The sequence below is a fragment of the Dactylosporangium sp. NPDC000244 genome (assembly GCF_040300725.1).
Taxonomy (GTDB): Bacteria; Actinomycetota; Actinomycetes; order Mycobacteriales; family Micromonosporaceae; genus Dactylosporangium.
Map to the genome: position 1 here is coordinate 14,070 of NZ_JBEPEH010000078.1, position 16,871 is coordinate 30,940.

20 protein-coding genes and 1 pseudogene are annotated in these 16,871 nt (G+C 70.3%); 14 read left to right on the forward strand and 7 right to left on the reverse strand.

Features of this window, described 5'->3' with window-relative positions; translation table 11 throughout:
* The first annotated feature begins 119 nt into the window (after positions 1 to 119).
* Positions 120 to 263 (forward strand): hypothetical protein, encoded by a 144-nt coding sequence (locus ABT369_RS55985; protein ID WP_350626622.1) that lies wholly within the window; start codon positions 120 to 122, stop codon positions 261 to 263.
* 140 nt (positions 264 to 403) lie between these two features.
* On the opposite strand, the gene ABT369_RS55990 is transcribed toward ABT369_RS55985, so the two are convergent.
* On the reverse strand, positions 404 to 1,030 hold the full coding sequence (locus ABT369_RS55990; protein ID WP_350626624.1) for an RNA polymerase sigma factor: 627 nt from the start codon (positions 1,028 to 1,030) through the stop codon (positions 404 to 406).
* A gap of 248 nt (positions 1,031 to 1,278) precedes the next feature.
* Complete coding sequence (locus ABT369_RS55995; RefSeq protein ID WP_350626626.1) at positions 1,279 to 1,485, reverse strand: hypothetical protein; 207 nt, start codon at positions 1,483 to 1,485, stop codon at positions 1,279 to 1,281.
* A 253-nt stretch (positions 1,486 to 1,738) separates the two neighbouring features.
* Here ABT369_RS55995 and ABT369_RS56000 point away from each other — a divergent pair, with 253 nt between their 5' ends.
* The 9 genes and pseudogenes from ABT369_RS56000 (at position 1,739) to ABT369_RS56040 (ending at position 10,081) form a co-directional block, all read left to right on the forward strand.
* Positions 1,739 to 2,050, forward strand: a complete 312-nt coding sequence (locus ABT369_RS56000) for a transposase (protein ID WP_350626628.1) — start codon at positions 1,739 to 1,741, stop codon at positions 2,048 to 2,050.
* A 59-nt stretch (positions 2,051 to 2,109) separates the two neighbouring features.
* Positions 2,110 to 2,319 (forward strand): annotated as a pseudogene (locus tag ABT369_RS56005) (IS3 family transposase); the annotation flags it as partial.
* Positions 2,320 to 2,351: 32 nt separating this feature from the next.
* Positions 2,352 to 3,113 carry an IS3 family transposase gene (locus ABT369_RS56010; RefSeq protein WP_350626660.1) on the forward strand — a complete coding sequence of 254 codons (762 nt, stop codon included), beginning with the start codon at positions 2,352 to 2,354 and terminating at the stop codon, positions 3,111 to 3,113.
* A gap of 367 nt (positions 3,114 to 3,480) precedes the next feature.
* Positions 3,481 to 3,927, forward strand: coding sequence for a MarR family transcriptional regulator (locus ABT369_RS56015; protein ID WP_350626630.1), 447 nt, complete (start codon positions 3,481 to 3,483; stop codon positions 3,925 to 3,927).
* Positions 3,924 to 5,138, forward strand: a complete 1,215-nt coding sequence (locus tag ABT369_RS56020) for a hypothetical protein (protein ID WP_350626632.1) — start codon at positions 3,924 to 3,926, stop codon at positions 5,136 to 5,138. The genes ABT369_RS56015 and ABT369_RS56020 overlap by 4 nt, the downstream gene beginning before the upstream one ends.
* Positions 5,139 to 5,170: 32 nt before the next feature.
* Positions 5,171 to 6,421 carry a cytochrome P450 gene (locus ABT369_RS56025; RefSeq protein ID WP_350626634.1) on the forward strand — a complete coding sequence of 417 codons (1,251 nt, stop codon included), beginning with the start codon at positions 5,171 to 5,173 and terminating at the stop codon, positions 6,419 to 6,421.
* A complete protein-coding gene (locus ABT369_RS56030) occupies positions 6,418 to 8,172 on the forward strand; it encodes a non-ribosomal peptide synthetase (protein ID WP_350626636.1) in 1,755 nt (584 codons plus the stop codon). The genes ABT369_RS56025 and ABT369_RS56030 overlap by 4 nt, the downstream gene beginning before the upstream one ends.
* 86 nt (positions 8,173 to 8,258) lie before the next feature.
* On the forward strand, positions 8,259 to 9,041 hold the full coding sequence (locus ABT369_RS56035; protein ID WP_350626638.1) for an alpha/beta fold hydrolase: 783 nt from the start codon (positions 8,259 to 8,261) through the stop codon (positions 9,039 to 9,041).
* Complete coding sequence (locus ABT369_RS56040; RefSeq protein ID WP_350626640.1) at positions 9,038 to 10,081, forward strand: threonine aldolase family protein; 1,044 nt, start codon at positions 9,038 to 9,040, stop codon at positions 10,079 to 10,081. The genes ABT369_RS56035 and ABT369_RS56040 overlap by 4 nt, the downstream gene beginning before the upstream one ends.
* 184 nt (positions 10,082 to 10,265) lie before the next feature.
* On the opposite strand, the gene ABT369_RS56045 is transcribed toward ABT369_RS56040, so the two are convergent.
* Both ABT369_RS56045 and ABT369_RS56050 read right to left on the reverse strand, forming a co-directional pair.
* The gene (locus tag ABT369_RS56045) at positions 10,266 to 10,787 is read right to left on the reverse strand and encodes a DUF4265 domain-containing protein (protein WP_350626642.1); all 522 of its coding nucleotides are present in this window, start codon (positions 10,785 to 10,787) and stop codon (positions 10,266 to 10,268) included.
* Between the two features lie 43 nt (positions 10,788 to 10,830).
* Entirely contained in the window at positions 10,831 to 11,118 is a 288-nt protein-coding gene (locus ABT369_RS56050; RefSeq protein WP_350626644.1) for a hypothetical protein, read from the reverse strand.
* 255 nt (positions 11,119 to 11,373) lie between these two features.
* On the opposite strand from ABT369_RS56050, the gene ABT369_RS56055 reads away from it, so the two are divergent.
* The 3 genes from ABT369_RS56055 to ABT369_RS56065 all read left to right on the forward strand — a co-directional run bounded on the left by ABT369_RS56055 (position 11,374) and on the right by ABT369_RS56065 (position 13,259).
* Positions 11,374 to 11,730: a histone-like nucleoid-structuring protein Lsr2 gene (locus tag ABT369_RS56055; RefSeq protein ID WP_350626646.1), complete on the forward strand. Its 357-nt coding sequence runs from the start codon at positions 11,374 to 11,376 to the stop codon at positions 11,728 to 11,730.
* A 614-nt stretch (positions 11,731 to 12,344) separates the two neighbouring features.
* On the forward strand, positions 12,345 to 12,776 hold the full coding sequence (locus ABT369_RS56060; RefSeq protein ID WP_350626648.1) for a DUF4259 domain-containing protein: 432 nt from the start codon (positions 12,345 to 12,347) through the stop codon (positions 12,774 to 12,776).
* A gap of 75 nt (positions 12,777 to 12,851) precedes the next feature.
* The gene (locus ABT369_RS56065; RefSeq protein WP_350626650.1) at positions 12,852 to 13,259 is read left to right on the forward strand and encodes an Imm32 family immunity protein; all 408 of its coding nucleotides are present in this window, start codon (positions 12,852 to 12,854) and stop codon (positions 13,257 to 13,259) included.
* A gap of 106 nt (positions 13,260 to 13,365) precedes the next feature.
* On the opposite strand, the gene ABT369_RS58120 is transcribed toward ABT369_RS56065, so the two are convergent.
* The 3 genes from ABT369_RS58120 to ABT369_RS56080 all read right to left on the reverse strand — a co-directional run bounded on the left by ABT369_RS58120 (position 13,366) and on the right by ABT369_RS56080 (position 15,405).
* The gene (locus ABT369_RS58120) at positions 13,366 to 13,884 is read right to left on the reverse strand and encodes an immunity protein Imm33 domain-containing protein (RefSeq protein ID WP_502891961.1); all 519 of its coding nucleotides are present in this window, start codon (positions 13,882 to 13,884) and stop codon (positions 13,366 to 13,368) included.
* 178 nt (positions 13,885 to 14,062) lie between these two features.
* The gene (locus ABT369_RS56075; protein ID WP_350626654.1) at positions 14,063 to 14,707 is read right to left on the reverse strand and encodes an adenylate kinase family protein; all 645 of its coding nucleotides are present in this window, start codon (positions 14,705 to 14,707) and stop codon (positions 14,063 to 14,065) included.
* 302 nt (positions 14,708 to 15,009) lie between these two features.
* A complete protein-coding gene (locus tag ABT369_RS56080; protein WP_350626656.1) occupies positions 15,010 to 15,405 on the reverse strand; it encodes a hypothetical protein in 396 nt (131 codons plus the stop codon).
* 220 nt (positions 15,406 to 15,625) lie between these two features.
* Here ABT369_RS56080 and ABT369_RS56085 point away from each other — a divergent pair, with 220 nt between their 5' ends.
* Entirely contained in the window at positions 15,626 to 16,744 is a 1,119-nt protein-coding gene (locus ABT369_RS56085; protein ID WP_350626658.1) for an IS630 family transposase, read from the forward strand.
* Positions 16,745 to 16,871 lie beyond the last annotated feature (127 nt).

Here is a 16,871-nt window from a genome sequence, read left to right on the forward strand (position 1 = left end):
ACTGAGATCAGTTGGGGTCTGAACATGAAGCTCGCAGCTGAGCCTGGGCCGTCAATCCTGGCGGGTGGACATTGCGTCATCCTGCGCGGGCGTCTGCGGTTGAGCCCCGACGGGCCGGCGTGCTGGACCTGAACGGATCGATGATCTTGCTGGAATGCGATGTGCTCGCCCAGCGTGACATCGAGGTCCCCGAGAACCTCGACCCGGAGACCTACCGACCCGTGCAGCGCGTCATGCCCTGCCTACGGGCCGCCGCCAGCTGAGCGCAAATGCCTGAGGAGCCCGGCGCCGCATCCGGCTCCGGGCTCCGTCGCGGTACGGAACCATCCGCGGGGGCTCGCAGCTGTCGATGCCTCACTCGCAGCCGCGGCGAGGTCAACGCCGACCTTGCGGTAGATCTCGCTCAGCTGCTGCTCGACGTCGACATCGAGGGCGTCGAGTGTTGCCGCCCGCTCGGACTTGAGCAGCTCGTCGAGCTGGGCATGCTGGTTGCGGTCCATGTCACTCCTCCCTCCTCGCTGATGTCCAGCTTCTTGAGCAGGTTTTCCCGAGCGAACCGGAGGTTCGACCGCACCGTCGCGGCACTCCGGCTGGTCAGCTCAGCGATCTCGGCCGGCTTGAACCCGTCGACCGTCAGCGCCATCACGAGCCGCTGCTCCGGCTTCAAGCTCCGCAGGGCCCACCGGACAAGCTCCACTCCCGGTGAGACCACCGTCGCCGTGCACTCCCCCAGCTTCGCCATCTTCACAATCAGCCCGCGGTCCTGGCGGCGCTGCGCCCGATGCGTGTTGAGGGCCCGGATGGCGACCTTATAGACATACGCGGTCCGGTTCGTAACGCTCCCCCACACCTTGAACAGACTGATCATCGCCTCCTGCGCGAAGTTGTCGGCGTCGGGCTGGCTCGTGCCGTTGCGCAGCAAGAAGGCGATCAACTGCTTGCGCGTGGCCCGAAAGAACTCGGCGAACTCGGCGAACTCGGCGAGCTCCGCGGCCGATGGCGTGGACGACGTCTTGCTCTGGTCGGACATCTGCTACTCCTAGGTTGGCGATAGACAGCCACGTCTCTGGTCATATCGGGCTCCTTGTCCCTTTCAGAGCTGATCCGGACGTTCCGGATGCCCCATCGGTGGCCGAGCGGCAGAACTGCTCGGCCACCGAGGGCGCACTCGGGTAAGACCTGCCAGGACCGCGATGTGCCGTCCTGGCAGGTCTCGGTTCTCTAGTGTGCGCGCGCAGTCAGAACGTGCAGTCACACCCCACAAAATTTTTGGATCAGCTATTCAGCGTGGGTGCATCGCAGCCGGCACAGCAGGTAGGCCAGCACGATGACGCTCGCCGCGAGCGCCGCGAGCGCCGCGAGCGCAGTGATCAAGATGGACCCGGTAGAGGCATACGCCGCTGGCACGCCGACCAACGCAACGTTGGCCAAGGCGATGAGCGGCGTGACGCCATCGGTGCTGGTGTCGTGAGGCTTCGTCGTCACGTTCGTCTCCAACCCTCCGCCGCGGCCACGACGGTCACGCAGCAGTAGTGCGTTGAAGAGGCTGCGGCGTGCAGTCGGCCGCGAGACCACGGTGGACCGTGTCGCGAATCGCGGTCCAGACCAGCCCGTGTGCCGGGTCGACAGGGATGCCAGGCACGCCGCGCTTGCCCACCATGATGGTGCGCACTGAGGTTTCCCCCGGTACCTCGGAGGCTTTCGATCATGGTCTGATTGACCGTGGAGGGAGTCGTTCGTGGCAGCACCGAGGAAGTACTCCGATGAGCTTCGCGCCCGTGCGGTGCGGTTGTATCGGGAGTCGAATCCGAAGCCGGTGATGAAGCGGCTGGCGGAGCAGCTGGGTGTGCATCCCGAGGCGTTGCGCAACTGGATCCGCCAAGACGAGGCGGATCACGGTGAACGGCCGGATCAGCCGTCCACTGTGGAATCCGAGGAGTTGCGGCGGTTGCGGCGAGAGAACGCGGAACTGAAGCGTGCCAACGAGATTCTCAAGGCCGCATCAGCTTTTTTCGCGTCGGAACTCGACCCGACCCGGCGACGGTCGTGAAGCTGGTGCAGCAGCTTCGTGGCCGCTTCGGGGTCGAGCCTGTCCTCCGGGTGATCGGCGTGGCGACCTCCACCTACTACGGCTGGCTGCGCCAGGCCGCCAGCCCGTCGCGCCGGCGCCGGCAGGACGCGGAGCTGACTGCAGAGATCGCCGAGATCCACGAGGCGTCCGGCGGCACCTATGGCAGCCCTCGGGTGCATGCCACGCTGCGCCGTCAAGGCCGCCAGGTGGGCCGCAAACGCGTCGAGCGGCTGATGCGCGCCGCCGGCCGGCAGGGGCGTTCCTGCGCAAACAGTGGCGGATCCCCTCGACCCGGCAAAACCCGCGGGCGACGCCCGCACCGGATCTCGTCAACCGGCAGTTCACCGCGGCCGCGCCGGACCGGCTGTGGGTCGCTGACGCCTCCCGGATTCCGTGCGGCGAAGGCGCGTTCTGGCTCGCCACGGTCCGGGACGCGTTCTCCAACCGGATCGTGGGCTGGAAGGCCGGCGACCGCTGCAACACCGACCTCATCCTGGCCGCGCTCGAGTACGGCATCTGGTCCCGCGACGTCCGAAACGGCCAGCTCATCCATCACAGCGACAGGGGCTCGAACTATACGAGCTTCCGCTTCTCGCAACGCTTGACCGACAACGGAATCCGGCCGTCCATGGGATCCGTCGGCGACTCGTTCGACAACGCCCTGATGGAGAACTTCTGGTCGACGCTCAAGATCGAATTGGTCTATCGCACGAGCTGGCGGACCCGTGACGAGGCCGAGAACGCGATCTTCACCTACATCGACACCTGGTACAACACCCGCCGCATCCAACGCGAGCTCGCCGGGTATGTGTGGCGGGGCGTGCAGATGCTGTCGTTCGGTCTCGCCGACGCGGCCGGGCTCGACTGGGCTGAGGCGCTGCGCCGCGCGGACATCGCCATGTATCACGCGAAGACCGACGGCGAGCCGCGGGTCTTCGCGCCGGGGATGCGGCATCCGGCCACGCCGCCGCCCGGGCAGCGGCGGACCCGGCTGCGTGATCTTCCCGCACCGTCGGACCTGCCCGGCGACCACGACGCGTGACATGGCGCCGCGGCAGCCCAACGCGGGTCGTCGGCGCCGGGGTGTGCCGTGGATGCCGCCGGCCCTGGCTAACGGCGGCTCACTTCCGCCGGTCGGCGGGCCACGACAAGGTCGATGCGAGCGGCGCCGCGGCGATCATCAGCCGCCGGATGCCGGCCGCTCGCGCAGGGTCGTGGGTCTGACGCCGACAGGGGCAACACATGACAGGTCATCATCAGGTGCGTCGCGGTGCGGGCCGGCATCGGCTGGCAGCGGCCGTGCGGCCGTATCGGGGGCGTCATCGGCACAGAGCCGAGCCGATGCTGCGCTGGCGGCGGCGGGCCGGTGCCCGGTGACGGCGCCGATCGCAGCGCCGGCCGGTCCGCTGATGCCGCAGCAACCGCCTGGGGCGGTGGTGCTCGCGGTGTCGCGGATGGCGTCGCAGGTCCGTGGTGCGGTCGAGCGGCAGGTGCTGGAGCCGGCCGGGTTGAGCCTGACCGCGTTCGCGGTCCTCGCCGTGGTCGCTGACGCCGATGCTGCGGTCCGGTTGCACGCGGTCGCGGCGGCGGCCGGGATGGCGCACGGCACCGCCCGCAGCGCCGTGGCCCGGCTGGAGCATCTGGGTCTGCTTTCCCGGAGTACGCCGGGCCGGGATCGCCGCCAGGTGGAACTGTCCGTCTCGCGGTCCGGCCGTGCCCTGGCTGAGCGGCTGCGGGCGGCGGCCGCCGCGGTCGAGGCGCAGCTCGTGCCGGATCCGCGGGTCCGTCACCTGCTCGTCGTCGCAGCCGGCCGGTTCCGGCTGCAGCCCCTGCGGCGGCCGGGAGCCGCGGCATGAGCCCGTGGCTGGACGCCGCCGACGGCAGCCTGCCGGCCGGGGCCGGGACGTTCCGGTTCGACCCGGTGCATCGTCTCACCGCCGGCCCCGCGGTGTTGCTGCAGCAAGCGGCTGGAGGCGCCGAGCGGATCGCGTTCGACGCGGTGTCCGGGTTGTGGGTGATCGCCGGCGAGACGCTGGTGGCGCAGGCATGTTGTGACCCGCTGACGTTCGCCGAGGTTCCGGTGCCGCCGCTGGCCGGCCGAAGCACGCCGGGCCCAGATCGGGGCCTGCCGCAGACGTCGATGCCGATGGCGGGGCTGCCGCTCGACCATCGCGTGCGAGCGGTGCTGCGGCTGGTGTGGCCAGCCAGTGCCCGCAGCGCCCGACGGTTGTGGGGCAGCAGCATCGACTCGGCTCTTGCCCCGATCGTGGCGGAGCTCGCCGGCCCCGTCGACGGCCACCCGCTGCTCGGCGGCAGCAGCATGGTCGAGCATGCGGCCGGCGCCATCGCCGGGGCGGTATTCGGGATCGACGCCGCGGCGGCCGCCGCCGTCGCGCACGACCTCCAGGTCGCGCCAGAATCCGTGACGTCCGCTGCCCGTGCGGTCCTGCCGATCGTCCTGCTGCGCGCCGCCATCGCCCACGCCATGCGCCGCCACACCACCAGCGGGCGCATCCGCGCCGGCACGGTGCTCGACGACCTGCAGGCCTACGGACGTGCCGACGCCGACCGGCTCGAGGCCGCCGAGATCGCCGCGGTCGGGGCCGCCCTGTTCGCCACCGTCTGGGACGCGACCGCCGCGTTCCTGCCGCGCCTCCTGGACGTCATCGCCGCTCGCACCGCCACGGCAGGCCGGCCGGGCATCACACGTCTGGCCCACGACCAGACGGCCCGGGCACGACTGCTCGACACCGCCGCGGCCGGCATGCCGACGGTCGCCGGGTGGCTTCGGGTGACGACCCAGACAGTCCTGCTGGGCGGCGTGCGCATCCCGGCCGGATCGACCTGTCTGCTGGCCGCCAGTACCCGGGGCCCCGCCAGCCGCGACGGTTCGCCGGTGGCGGTGCTGCGCTGGCTGGCGCCAGCCGACCCGGGCGGGGCCGGCATGGCCGTGGCCCGCCTGGCGGGCGACCGGCTCCTCGCCGCGCTCGGCCGGCACCACACCAGCCGACCGGCGAGCCACCCGACACCCACGCAGTGGCGGCGCACGGCCCCCGCGTCCCGCTGACCCGATCCTCTTCCCCAGGTGACAGGAGCATCATGCCCATCGCAGCCCCCGACCAGCGTCTCGAATACAGCTTGGCCTGCCTGCACGACCCGGGCACCATCGCCGACCCGTCCGCGTTCTACGACCGGCTCCTCACCGCCGGGACGGTGTTCGACCCGGTCACCGGCGGGTGGCTGGTGGCCCGGCATGCCGACGTGCAGCTGCTCCTGGCGCATCCGGCCGCGTCGGCGCGGATGGACCACGCCGGCAGCCTCGCCCGGTTCCCCGGGGCCGGGCTCGAGGCGGCGTTCACCGCGCTGGATCTGCACGTGTCGTTCACCGACGGCGCCGGCCACCGGCGGCTGCGGCGGGTCCTGGCCGAGCCGGTCCAGGTCCGTCACGTCCGCACGACCCTCGCCGAGCCGGTCACGGCGGCGGTCACCGCCGCCCTCGACGACCTGACCGGCCGGCCGGACGCCGACATGGTCGCCGGGTTCGCCGCCCGCATCCCGATCGACGTCACCCGGTCCCTGCTCGCCATCCCCGCCGCCATCAGCACGGAGACGATCCGCCGCTGGTCCCTCGCCTGGGGCGACGTGGTCGCCGCGCCCGGCCACGTCCCCACCACCGGCCGGGCCGCGATCCTGCGCACCGTCGCCGAGCTGGCCGGGTTCCTCCGCGACCATATCGCCGGCCGGGAACGGTCCCCCGGCACGGCGATGATCGACGCGCTTATCGCGGCGATGCACGCCGGGACGATCAGCCGCGACGCGCTGCTGGCGAACCTGATGCTGCTGGTCACCGCCGGCAGCGAGACCACCACGAACCTGCTGTCGGCTGCGGTCATGGCCCTGGCCGACGAGCCGTGGCTGTGGGCGCTGCTACGCCACAACCCCGACCGGATCCCGGACGCCGTCGCGGAGCTCGGCCGCCGATATCCGCCGACCCAGTACACCGCCCGCCGGCTCCTCGAACCGGTCACGCTCGCCTCGGGGCAGGTGCTGCCCGCCGGGGCCGCCGTCGTGCTCATGCTCGCCGCCGCGAACCGCGACCCGGCCGTCTTCCCCGACCCGGACCGGATACGGCTCGACCGGCCCGGACGGGCCGTCACGTTCGGCCACGGCCCCCACGCCTGCTTCGGCGCGCCCCTCGCCCGCCTCGAGGTCGCCACCGCGATCCGGCTGCTCACCACCCGCTGCACGCGGCTCGACCCGCTGCCGGGACGGCCGTGGCGGCGCAACGCCAACCTTCGCGGCCTGGCCCACCTGCCCGTCGCCCTGCACACCACGGCCGGTGCCCGATGACCCCCGCCCAGACCGCCGTCGCCGTGCAGGACCTGATCTGGTACTGGGCCGACACCGCCCCGGAAACCACCGCGGTCATCGACACCACCGGCGCCGCGGTGACCTACCAGGAACTGGCAGACGCGGCTGATGCCGCCGCCGCGGACCTCGCCGCCGGCGGTGTCACCGCCGAACACGTCGTCGGCGTCGCCTACCCCCGCGCCGTCGACGGCCTCGTGCAACTGCTCGGCGTGTGGCGGGCCGGCGGTGCCGTGCTCTGCCTCGACCCCGCCTGGCCGGTGGCTCGGCTGCGGGACATGATCGCCCGCTGCGGTGTGCGGCACCTGCGCACCGCCCGGCCGATCCCCGGCCTCACCGCCCCCGCACCCCACACCGGCATCGGCATCGGCGCCGATGCGGTGCCGGCGGTTCGTGGGCCGCTGTGTTACGTGGTGTGCACGTCCGGATCGACCGGCACCCCACGCGGCGTCCTGATCGAACATCCGGGCGCGGTCAACATGGCCACCGCCCTCGCCGACCGGTTCGCGGTCGGGCCGGGCACCCGGGTGCTGCAGTTCGCGGCCTGGTCCTGGGACGCCGCCATGGGCGAGATCCTCATGACCCTCACCGCCGGTGGGACCCTCGTCCTCGCCCCGCCCCACGTCCGCCACGGCGGCCCGGCCCTGGCCCGGCTGCTGCGCGACGCGCGGGTCGAGGTCGCGACCCTCACCCCGTCGGTCCTCGCCGCGCTGCCCGCCCACAACCTGCCCGACCTGCGGACCGTCGTCGCGGTCGGCGAGGTCTGCCCGCCGCGGCTCGTCACCCGCTGGACCGCCCCGCACCGGCGGGTCTGCAACGGCTACGGGCCGACCGAAACCACCGTCGCCGCCACCATCGGCGACCTGCGCCCCGGCGAGCCAGTGCACATCGGCACACCACTGCCCGGCGTGACCGTCCAGGTCGTCGACCACCACGACCAGCCGCTGCCTACCGGGATGCCGGGGGAACTGCTCATCGGCGGGATCGGCGTCGCCCGCGGCTACGCCGCCGACCCGGCCGCCACCGCCGCCCGGTTCACCACCGACCCGGCCGGGCGGCGCTGGTACCGCACCGGCGACCTCGCCGCCCGGCGCGGCGACGGCACCCTCACCTTCCTCGGCCGCGCCGACGACCAGATCAAAGTCCGCGGACACCGGATCGACCCTGCCGAAGTCGAACACGTCCTCGCCGGGCATCCGGCCGTGGCCGCCTGCGCCGTCGTCACCACCGGCCACCGGCTCACCGCCTACATCGTCACCTCCCACGCCCCCACCACCGCCGCGGACGTCGCCCGCGCCGCCGAGGAGATCCGCGGCCATGCGGCGGCGGTCCTGCCGGCGTTCGCCGTGCCCGCCACCGTCCGGGTCGTGGCCGCCCTGCCGCTCACCGACGGCGGCAAAACCGACCGGGACGCCCTGCGCCACTGGGCCACGAGCGCCGCCACCCCAGCACCCGCCCAGGACCCGCCCGCGGAGGGGACGCTGCCGCGCGTGCTGCAGGTCGTCGCCGCCGCCCTCGACCAGCCCGTCGACGCCGACACCGACGTCATCGACGCCGGCGGCCACTCGCTGCTCATCGCCCAGCTGTGCGTGGCCCTCAGCGACACCTTCGCCGTCGACGTCCCCTACCTCACCGTCGCCCGCAACCCCACCCCGGCCGGGCTCGCCGCCGCGATCGACGAGCTCACCGCCACCGGCCACACCGCCGGAGGTGTGCCATCAGCAGCCGCCTGACCACCACCACGGTCACCGTCGCCCCGGGCGTCGACCTCGCCGTCCACCACACACCCGGACATGGACCAGGACCTGGCCCGGCGATCGTGCTCCTGCACGGCCTCGCGAGCACCCACCGCTGGTGGGACCTCGTCACCCGCCGCCTGCCCGGCCGGCGGATCATCGCCGTCGACCACCGCGGCCACGGCCAATCCTCGACCCCGCCCGGCGGCTACACCATTGCCGCCCTCGCCGCCGACACCGCCACAGTCCTCGACACCCTCCACGTCCGGCAGGCGGTCATCGCCGGGCACAGCCTCGGCGCCGCCGTCGCCCTCCACCTCGCCGCCGACCGGCCCGACCTGACCGGCGGCCTCTGTCTCGTCGACGGCGGCATCTACGACCCGAAACAGTTGTTCGGCGACAGCTGGTGGGACGCCCAACACGCGATGCGGCTCGACCGGCGCATCGCCCCCACCGCCGCGATGCTCACCGCCTGGGCCCACGGCCGCGGCCTGCCCGGCGACGCCGTCCCCGCACTGCTCGCCAACTACCAGCCCACCCCCGCCAGCACCCCACGGCGAGGCGGCGGCGGGTTGCGGCTCGCCGTCGAACACGAACGGCACCTCGCCCACAGCCTCTGGCACACCGACCCCGCCGCCCTCCTGCCCCGCATCACCGCCCCGGTCACCGCGATCCTCGCCCGCCCCGGCGACCCGGTCGCCGCCGGACAGCACCTCCGCGCCGCCCGCCACACCCTCGACCGCACACCCCGCACCGTCACCGTCCACTGGATCGGCGGCAGCCACGACCTGCCCCTCGAACACCCCGCCCACGTCGCCGGCACCATCCACGACCTCACCACCCGCCTCGAGAGGGCCACCGCATGACGACCAGCACCGGCATCGTCGCGGACCTGCGCAGCGACACCGTCACCCGCCCCACCCCAGCCATGCGCGCCGCCATGGCCGCCGCGGACGTCGGCGACGACGTCTACGGCGAAGACCCCACCGTCCGCGCACTCGAAACCCGCATCGCCGCCATCCTCGGCCACGAAGCCGGACTGTTCCTGCCCACCGGAATCATGGCCAACCAGGTCGCGGTCCAAACCCTCGTCCCCCACGGCGGGGAACTGCTCTGCGCCGGCGACGCTCACCTCGTCAGCTACGAAGCCGGCGCCGCCGCCGTTCACGGCGGCATCACCACCCGCACCTGGCACACGCCCGACGGCCTCATCGACCCCGACACCATCACCGCCATGATCCACCCCGGCGGCGGCTACGCCATGCGCACCGACGCGATCGCCGTCGAACAGACCGCCAACCTCCCCGGCGGCCTGATCCACCCCATCGACCGGCTCACCGCCCTGCACCGCGTCGCCCGCCACGCTGGTGTCGGGCTGCACTGCGACGGCGCCCGCCTCTGGCACGCCCACACCACCACCGGCATCCCCCTCGACACCTACGGCCGGCTCTTCGACACCGTCAGCGTGTGCCTCTCCAAAGGGCTCGGCGCACCCGCCGGATCCGTCCTCACCGGCTCCCGCGACCACATCACCGAAGCCCGCCGACTGCGGCTACGCGCGGGCGGCGCCATGCGCCAAACCGGCATCCTCGCCGCCGCCGGCCTCCACGCCCTCGACCACCATCTCCCCCACCTCGCCGACGACCACCACCGTGCCCGAATGCTCGCCGAAGCCCTCGCCCCCACTGGAGTTGTCGACCCAGCACGCGTCCACACCAACATCGTGCTCATCGACCTCACCACCACCCGATGGACCAGCCGAGCCTTCGCCGCCACCGCCGCCGGCCTCGGCGTCCGGCTCATCGCCCTCAGCCGCCACCGAGTCCGGGCAGTCACCCACCGCGACCTCACCGACGCCGAGACACAGCACGCCGCTGACGTCCTGCGCAGGCTCGTCGACGCCTAACCGGGCCCGGGCGAGCACGACTCGGATCCGCTCACGCCGCCGCCCGGCTTCAAGTCCCCCGTCGACACTCCCGCGCTGAGCCCCATGCAACACATGGCCTCCGCGGGTTCGAGTGCCTTGAAGCGGCTGGACGCAGCATCCTCGCGACAACATGCGCCGCACGCTGACCAGCACCTCGCGAGCGCTACTCGCCTGACCACCCACGATCCGGCTCGGTAGCCAGCCATGCGTCGGTGAGACAGCCCTCTTCGTAGTCCCACCAACCAGCGTCGACGCCGTCGTAGAGGACGCGTTTCGTGGCCACGAGATCAACGGTGGAGGGAACGTCAAGGGCTACGATCCTGAATCGGCCATGACCCTTCCCTGACACGCCAAGCGGCGCGAACGCATCAAGAACACGTTCACGCGAACCGCTCAACGGCCCCTTTCGGAAGGGGACGATTCTGATCGTGCAACTTCCCGACGGCTTCAGTCGTTCGACGGGTTGCCACGAACCGTCCTCGCTGCTGCGTACTCGAAGAAGGTCACCCTTCGCGACATGCCGCGCGAAGAAGGGTGATTCTTGTAATTGTGCAGTGTCGTGCGCCACCAGGAGTGCCCCAAGGGGTTCGCTGCTAACGGGTGGCCAATCGCCCTCCTGAGGAAGATCGAATAAGACCTGCACAGCTGGCGCAAGTGTCGCGTCGCCGGGGACTACGTCGTCCATAGCTCCATCATGCGGGGCGCCCGTCACGGATGAGCCTTGGACGCTAGACGGCATGCCGGTCAGATTCCGCCCCGAGCTCGTTCGGCCGCGAGGCAGCGTCACGGGACCAGGGCAGGCGGTCGCGATCGCGTGGCATGTCTGGCACCGGCAACCGCGCCACGGCATCGCGGCCACCCCAGAGACTTGCCTGCTCGGCCTCCACCTGGCCGGGGCACTCGCCGTCACACTCCTTCAAGACGGCAGCTGACGGCGAAACGCCGCTGCCGCTTTCGCCGGCGGACCGTCCGCCGTCGAAACCTGCACCCTTCTGGAATGAGCGGTAGAACACCATCGCGGCATCTGGCCCGGCGAAGCTATTAGGGGTTTGTTGTGGAGTGGCTGGCCGACGACGGCGAGCACCATTGATAGGGCACAGTCGGGGGAGGTCGGCCATCGGCGCGATGAGCGCCGGCCTCGTTGCGCCGTCACGGTCGCCGCCAGCCGCGCCCGCGGCGGTCGTTTGGTCCCGAATGATTGCTGCGCGACGATGTACGGTGACGACGTTGGTGTCGCAACGGTTCGGCTCAGTTCAGGAAGTGGGTTGTTGATGGCGAAGCGCGTGGTTGAGGAACTCGTCGATGATCTCGACGGCGGCCGGGCCGACACCAGCGTGACGTTCGGCATGGACGGTGCGCACTACACCATCGACCTCACCAGCGCGAACGCCGAACGTCTCCGCGCCGCTCTCGCCCCATACGTTGCGGCGGCGGCGAAGATCGGCCGGATCAGTCACGCCGGGCGCGGCCGCACCACGACCCGGGTACCGGTCCGGTCGGCTGCGGACGAAGCCGCCCGCAATCAGGCGATCCGGACCTGGGCGAGAGAGCACGAGCTCGCGGTGTCGGACCGCGGCCGCCTCCGGCAGGACCTCATCGTGCGGTTCGAAGCCGCCGGCGGCCGCTGACCGACCCAACCACTGATCAGCGCCTCGACATGGCCGGCGATCGGAAGGCTGGGACGTCCCGCGGCCGCCGTCGCCGGCCCCGAGCCAATGGTTGCCTGCTTGTCGGCGAATGAGCATCATGGCCAGCGTTTGACCGCCGACAGCCGCCCTTGCAGACGATCATCCATTGCCACCCTCTCCTGGGTGGCTTCGTCGGTGACTTCGGGACCCGTTTGTCATCGAGCGTGGGTCCAACAGCCGACGGTCGATTCTTGTGTTCGTGAGTTCGGGGCTCGCTCACGAAGCCGGCATAGGAATCACATAGGCGAGCCAACACAGTGCGGGTCGCCGGCAGTGTAGACGTGCTCAGCCGGGGACGTTCGGTACGGAGCGTAACGGCCGCCCCGAAGGCCGCGCATGGCCAGCGGCTAGATGTGTGCACCTGATCAAGCGGTGTGTCGCGCCGTGGGCGGCGGATTGGGACCGCGCCGCTGACGGTCGAGGACGGTCACGACGGTCGGGTCGGCTATTGCAGTGGCGATGGGTATCGCGATGCTGTAAAGCTGCGTCCTGGTGCATCCGGCGTGCGATTATGCCTGTCGTAGACACAATATCGATCTTGCCGGAGCATCCATATGGGCACCTGGGACGTCGGTCCGTTCGACAATGACACCGCCGCCGACTGGTGCGGCGATCTCCACGACGCTGCGCCGGCGCAGCGGCCCGCCATGGTGCGGAGTGCCTTCACCGCAGTCCTCGACAACGGTGACGACTATCTCGACAGCGATCTGGCGGTAGAGGCGATCGCCGCGTCCGCCATCGTCGCTTCCCAACTGCCCGGCGGTGCCGCGATCACCTCCTCCTACGCGCCAGACTTCCTGCTTGAGGGCGGCAGGATCGAGGTACCCGACGACGTGCCGGCCTTGGCGGTCCGGGCGCTGAACCGAATCGTCGGCGACGACTCGGAATGGCGTGAGCTCTGGGATGAGTCCGGGGAAGGTGCGCCAGCCCTTGCAGCCCTTCAGCAGATCCGCACAACCATCGACGCAACCCTGGACAAACGGTGAGTGCCGAGCGCGCGGACCTATTCGACCCTGATGGTGGTGTCTGGGACCTGGGTGAGTTCAGCGACAATGGGGCCGATGGATGATCACCGGCATTGCCGGCTCTCGGTCAGCGGCGGCGAACTGGAGCTTGCGGGTCCGCCAGCCGCACTCTGTGCCCTGGCTCGGCTGCTACGCGGACATGCTGAGCCCGTGGAGGTAGCGATAGCCGGAGGGACCCTGGTGCAGGAGGTGACCAGCGGTCCGCTGCTCGTCAGTCTGCCAGGCACGACCGTGCTGCATCTCTCCGGCGGCCTCGAGTACCTCGACATCATCGGGGACGCGCTCGATGGTGTGGCCGACCAAGCCGAGACCGCCGAGGACCGAGGCGCCCACCGGCATCAGCACATCGAGTACCTTCACGAGGACCAGTACCGGTCGCCGGACTCGATCCCATTGATCATTGTGGCTGACTGGCCAAGCACGTCGCCTCAGACAACGCACTGATCTCGGCAAGACAGGAAGCGTCTGCCTCGCCGAGCCGGTCACCTTTTGTGACGAACACTGGCCGGCCGCCGCGCACCAACGGCGGCAGATCAGGACGACTGACGGGTTAGGACTCGAGAAATGCCTCGTCATACCAGACGTCCTCGTATCCGGGAGCAAGTACCACTCCCCATCCGGCTGGCAGGGCCAGATACTGCAGCAGGTCCGGAAACCGGTCCGTCGCATGTTCGACGTGAACCGGGCTGAAGAAGTCGTCATCGTCCTGCGGGATGGGACCGCCTCGCCACACATACCAGCCATTGGTCTGGCCTACCGGCGGGTGGCGGATGGCGTTCAGCGGAAGCAGCTCCGGACCTCGCGCCTGTGCAACGCCGATCATCGTGCCTCTGCCGGGAATCAGAGGCTCAACTCCGAAACGACGGCAAACTCGACGTTGCGCCTGAGAGATCCGCACCCCGCACCTCCCATCGTATCCACGTGATTCGTTCGGAAGAGTACGGCTCAGCGATGCCCGCCCGCCGGACTCTTCGCGCATTCGGCGCATGACCACGTGCGCGCTCGTCGGCATGCGGATGCCTGGGCGCCAGAATCGTGGGCGGCCGACGTCACGGTCCGTGTCCGGCATGCTCAAGTCGACGAGATCATCCACCAACCGCGGTCCTCGAATCACAGTCGCGACCGGCCCTTCTGGCGCAGACCCAACGGCGCCAGATGGTCTCGGGCCGCCGCCGCGATCAGCTTCGTCGTGACACTTCAATCCGGCATCGGCCGAGTATCGCAGCGGGCCGAACACCGCGCCTTGCTCAGCGCTGCTCGATTCGGCGGGTCAGGTCGGCGGCGATGTGCTCGGCAGGGCAGGTAGCGTCGACGCTGATCAGGCGGTCCGCTGCGCGGTAGTACTCCAGGACCGGGCTGCTGCGTTCTCGATACGCGCTCAGACGCCGCGCGACGGTCGCCGGGGCATCGTCTTGCCGTTGGAACAGCTCTCCACCGCACCAATCACATACGTCCGCGTCGAGCGTCTGCGTCGATTCGATGTGCCACAGCTTCCCGCAGTCCCGGCACAGGCGGCGCCCGGTCAGCCGCCGTGTCGCCTCGGCATCGGCTAGAACCAGCTCGATCACCTGGATCTCCAGGGGCGCCAACGATCGCACCACGAGCGGCAGAGCCTTCGCATCGCTGGCCCAGAACACGAAGCCGCCGGCCGCGTCAGGCTCACCCAGCCGGCGCAGAATGAGCGCGGCGACGAGCTCATCCGGCGGCGAGTGCTCTGCGTCCATGAACCGGCGCAGCTGATCGCCGAGTTCCGACCCCGCGCGCGTCGCTGACTGCGCGGCCTCCCGCATGGAGATCCGCAGCAGTCCGAGCCGGACGGCCAGATGATCGGCCACATCGGCGGTGTCCGCCCCGGGCGGCCCAAACAGCGCAAGCCTGGTCATCACCGCCATCGCGTGATCGTGTCACGCCGCAACCGCTTCAACCATGCCGTGTCATCTATCTCCATGCGATGGGACGCGAATGTCAAACATGTCCCGGGACCTGACAACACGCGGACCACCCTTGTCGCGCTCCACTTGATCCGTTACACATCAGCTTCACTTGACGGGTGACAGTCGGCCGACTCCCTCCAGGCCCGACTGTCACAGTACGTAACCGGCATGCCGCCGTACCGCTGGGGTGAGCGACCCTCGATGCTTGGTCAAGACGCCAGGTCAGCGACATGAGCGGGCACCGCATCCGCCCGCGGTCGTCAGAGCGGTGATGCCACGAGCTGGACGTGACGTGCTTCCTCGGGATCATCCACTGCGAACTGCAGCAACCAACGCCCCGGCCGGAGTGCGACCACATCGTCGCCGTCAGGGTCGCCGATCCACAGCCGGCCGGAGGGCACGTCGAAGGCGACTTCGTACGGCAGGTCTTCGGCCCGTTGTGTACTCACTCGCACCTCAAGGGTGACGTCGGCTTCTCCCTCATCGACCGTGCGGGCATGGAGGACTACAACAGCGACGTGGGCAGCCGTGGAGAGAACCGGCCGTCCGCCGTGGTGGAAGTCGATGTCGAAGTCCTGGCGGCAGTCGGCATCGCTGATGTAGATGGCACCCCAGTAGTAAGCCCGGGTCCGGTGGACGTGTAGGTCGTGGTGCATGACGCCGGACCCTATACCGCTTGGACTGCGTGGCCAGCGATCAGGTGCGGGCCGCACGCTGGTTGGCGCCAGGATAGGAAGGCGAGCCGGTCGCCGCTAGTGCGCTGACCAAGAAGGTTCACCGGGTTGGTGACACGCCGGTTGCGGTGTGCCCGGAGGGAGCGGACGGGCCTCACCCTCGATAGCGATCAGGTTCGTTGTCGAAGGGTGAGGTGGGTGGATGGCTGAGCCGGTCCGGGCACGGCGGCTGAGTGATGAGGAGGGCCAGCGGCTGCAGCAGATCGTGCGGCGGGGTAAGCACGGATCGATCCGGGTCCGCCGGGCGTTGATCATCATGGCGTCGGCGTCGGGCACGCCGGTGCCGGCGATCGCTCGCCTCGTCGCGGCGCATGAGGACACCGTGCGGGACGTGGTCCACCGGTTCAACGAGATCGGGCTGCGCGCGCTGGACCCTAACTGGGCGGGTGGCCGTCCCCGCCGTATCAGTCCCGACGATGAGGCCTACATCGTCGTGACGGCCAAGGCCCGGCCGAAGACGCTGGGCCGCCCGTTCACCCGCTGGAGCATCCGCAAGCTCGCCGACTACCTGGCCACCAACAAGGTCCGGCGGGTGTATTTGGGCCGGGAGCGGTTGCGGCAGTTGCTGCGCCGCAACGACATCTCCTTCCAGCGCACCCGCACGTGGAAGGAGTCCAGCGATCCGGACTTCGACGCCAAGCTCGACCGCATCGAGCAGGTCACCACAGCGTTTCCGGACCGGTGTTTCGCCTTCGACCAGTTCGGGCCGCTGTCGATCCGCCCGCACCACGGCACCGGCTGGGCGCCGAAGACGAGGCCGGACCGGCTGCCGGCCACCTACCAGCGCACGCACGGCATCCGCTACTTCCACGGCTGCTACAGCCTCGGCGATGACCAGCTCTGGGGTGTGATGCGCCGCCGTAAAGGCGGCGATCACACCCTGACCGCGCTCAAGTCGATCCGCGCCGCCCGCCCGGACGGTGCGCCGATCTACGTCATCCTGGACAACCTGTCGGCGAACAAGACCCGGGCCATCCGCACCTGGGCAGCCCGCAACAGGGTCGAGTTGTGTCTCACGCCGACCAGCGCGTCCTGGGCGAACCCGATCGAGGCCCAGTTCGGACCGCTCCGCAGCTTCACGATGGCCAACTCGAACTACCCCAACCACACCGTCCTGGCCCGTGACCTGCAGCAATACCTACGCTGGCGCAACGCCAACGCCCGCCACCCCGACGTCCTAGCAGCCCAACGCCGCGAACGCGCCCGGATCCGCAGCGAACGCCAACAACGCTGGGGACGCCCACGACCGCAAGCCGCGTAGCACTCAAACCCGGTGAACGTTCTTGGTCAGCGCACTAGTGTGCTGCGCCGGAAATTCGCCTACAAAATCGGGCGAGTGATTCGAGGATCTCTTCGGCGGTCTTGGTCCAGATGAACGGGCGTGGGTT